We start from the raw sequence: 2773 nt of genomic DNA on the forward strand, positions 1-2773 counted from the left end.
TATCTTTATAGCAGTCCAAGCCAGTTGAAAGCTGCAGTGGAGTTGGTCTAAGAGTAACTAGCTTTAGTGAGTGGAGTTGTATACCCACTTACGATTTCAATTTTCTCATTTGTAAAAAATTTGGGACCGCAGATCTTTCTGCAATACCTTGTGAAAAGAGCGCCAAAGCTTATTCTCTTCGAGGCCGCAGACAGACCGCTTGTGCTGAATCTGAAGTGCCCGCTTTACTTCCACCACTCGATCTTTGACGGTGTAGCTTGAGGAATAGCTGACCACCTCATTTTTGAACCTAACCGCCTGCGGTACGCCATCAATCTTTACGCTCTTTGGGAATTCAATTGAATATGATTCCAGATGCGTCTGTGATCTACAGGTGTGAGCAAAGTCTTTTACCAGCGGTTGATCAGCTCCTGCCCAAGCAATACCACCAGGCCCCATACCGACGGGAACCATCATCCCGCCCCGGCCTAGAATGTTGGTCACGGGGTTCAAGTAAAACTTTGCACGAATCCAATATGGCTGGTCAATCCGCTCTGGCTCTGGGAAATCCATCGAACCATCGCCCGTCTCGTTGAATCGTTGCAGCAACTCTTTTACGACCTGCTGCTCAGACCTGCTCTTTTCATAAAAGCGATTTCTTCTTGAATCAATCTCCGGGACACCTTGGTAGTTCACGGTTGAGGTCCCATGAATCACGCCATCAGGATCAATTTTCAGTTTTGATTGAACCGTACCTACGTTTTCATTTGAATTCATGCGCGGTGTATGACCAATCTTGCCAAGAGCTGTCAGTACTGTCGGCTTGTCCATGTCTTCGAATATCAGAAGGCCAAAGGGCGTGAACTGACCCGTGGAGTCCAGGTACAGATCTAGGCTCGGAATATAGGTAATGACATGGTTAATCGGTTGTATGACGCCGACGCTTGCAAGCTTGTACGCAGCACCTAGGTTGATCAACGCGGGACTGCTTGGGATGCCAACGGCATCTAGCAGCGCCTCCAAAAGAACCACATGGTCTTTGCAATCCCCATATTGATTTTTCAAAACGTCTTGTGCGTAGTGAGGAATCAGTCGACCATCACCAAGAGAAACTGAGACGTATCGGATATTGGACGCAACCCATTCGTAAAGCTTTTTAACCTTGGTGCGCTCGTCTTTTACGCCATCAGTCAGCTTGATTGCTAGTCGCTTGATGTCTTCAGTGACTCTGGCTTTTGGCTTTGCTGTGTCCTGATAAGCCTGACCGATTGCCACCATATCTGGGAACGTGGAGATAAATACACGGTCTGAATAGTCGCTTAGATTGACTCGCCCACGTTGACTGGGTTCTGCTGCGTCTGTGCTGTACCGGTAACTGTAGTAGTTGAAGTTGCCATCCCCACGCTGGTATCCCCCCAAGACGCCCTTCTTGTCTTCAAAGATCCGCATGGACGACGGAAATACATAGTCCAGGCGGACGTCCGCCCAGATAGTGCTGTTCGAAAATACTGTCGTATCGTGAAAGTGCCCCACATAGGTTGGGGAATGATGATTCACCCGAGCCTTGTAGTAAACACTGCTCCCAGCCTCGACATTCGGGAAGATGATGACCTTAACCTTGGTGTCGCTAAATTTGGCGGCAGACTCATCTGATTGTTCATCCTGGGTCTGGATTGACGACTCAGGCACAGGCACCTTTGTTCCATCAGGCTGGATTGTCCAGGCCTCAAGCGAAAGCACTTCATCTTGGCTAGCGATGTAGTCAACAGATTGACTGCCTCCTGACCTGATACCTTGGGGCGTGTTGATCTTGAGTTGGACCTCCGTAGTCGACTCATATCCACCATTAGCACGCACCTGATAAGTGATGTGATATTTCTCGTAGGTGTACACAGGTACAAACGGCTTTGTACCACTCGACGCTGCTGCGGCAAACGATACGAGGCAACTGATCACCAAGAAAAAAAGCTTCATCAATTCCGTTCTCGCCAGCAAGGCGGCGCGTGTTATGGGTTGATCTGTAAGGCAGTTGAGTCCTACCTCAACTTTCTGTTCTGTCATGCGCGGTTTCATGGTTCTTAGCATTGTTTCCATATTTTTTCAATTTCAAGCCAAACGCTGCGCCCGCAAACCCGTCATGCAAAACGGCTCAAAACCGGCTGCACCACGAAAGAGGCTTAATGACGCTCTTGAGGCCGCCCGGCGTCGATCAAGATAGCCTCGCCCGTCAGCTCTTTCATGAAGAAAATCATTTTGCTGAGCTCTTCGTCGTCAGCGTTCACAGAGACCAGGGAAGCAGTCTCGCCTTCACCTCGGGTAACAAAAACCGCCGCCTTCTGGCTATCGTCCAGGTAGCAAGCCATCAGCATGCGTGTTACCGAGCGGAAATGCGTCCGTACGTCCTCGTCCATGCGTTCAATCGATTACGCCACTTCATTTAAAAAATCCGATTCGTTCATGCTTTGCCTTGTTGTCTTTTTTCAGCGTCCGAGTGTGAATTGAAGCCGATCACAAGCTCACCACATGAGCCCCCGCCCTGTTCCTAAATACAGCACTTACAGCGCAAATAGTTGTGTGCATGGGCTCACCTTGAGAGCTTCAAGTCTGTAATAGTTGTAATAATGAAAATCAACACAAATGGCAGGAGCAGGCATGAGTGAAATTGCGAGACTGTACCGTTACAAGGGCTTGCTTTCAGGCCGCGGCGCCATGTCTGCTGCGACCATTCAGGCTGAGCTGGAGATCTCGCCGGCCACCTTCAAGCGCGACATTGCCAAGCTGCGCGACCAGCTGC

General features: G+C 49.6%; 2 protein-coding genes. Both read right to left on the bottom strand.

The annotated features are described in order from the left end of the window. Positions 1–105 precede the first annotated feature (105 nt). Positions 106–2073: a DUF3857 domain-containing transglutaminase family protein gene (locus ABW391_RS29215; protein WP_353485439.1), complete on the bottom strand. Its 1968-nt coding sequence runs from the start codon at positions 2071–2073 to the stop codon at positions 106–108. 83 nt (positions 2074–2156) lie between these two features. After that, positions 2157–2390, bottom strand: a complete 234-nt coding sequence (locus tag ABW391_RS29220; protein ID WP_353485440.1) for a hypothetical protein — start codon at positions 2388–2390, stop codon at positions 2157–2159. Positions 2391–2773 lie beyond the last annotated feature (383 nt).

This window comes from Haliscomenobacter sp. (assembly GCF_040403615.1).
In the GTDB taxonomy this organism is placed as follows: domain Bacteria; phylum Bacteroidota; class Bacteroidia; order Chitinophagales; family Saprospiraceae; genus Haliscomenobacter.

Excerpts from the sequence above, each read along its gene's own strand:
- ABW391_RS29215 (WP_353485439.1), bottom strand. The coding sequence starts at position 2,073 with ATGGAAACAATGCTAAGAACCATGAAACCGCGCATGACAGAACAGAAA.
- ABW391_RS29220 (WP_353485440.1), bottom strand. The coding sequence starts at position 2,390 with ATGGACGAGGACGTACGGACGCATTTCCGCTCGGTAACACGCATGCTG.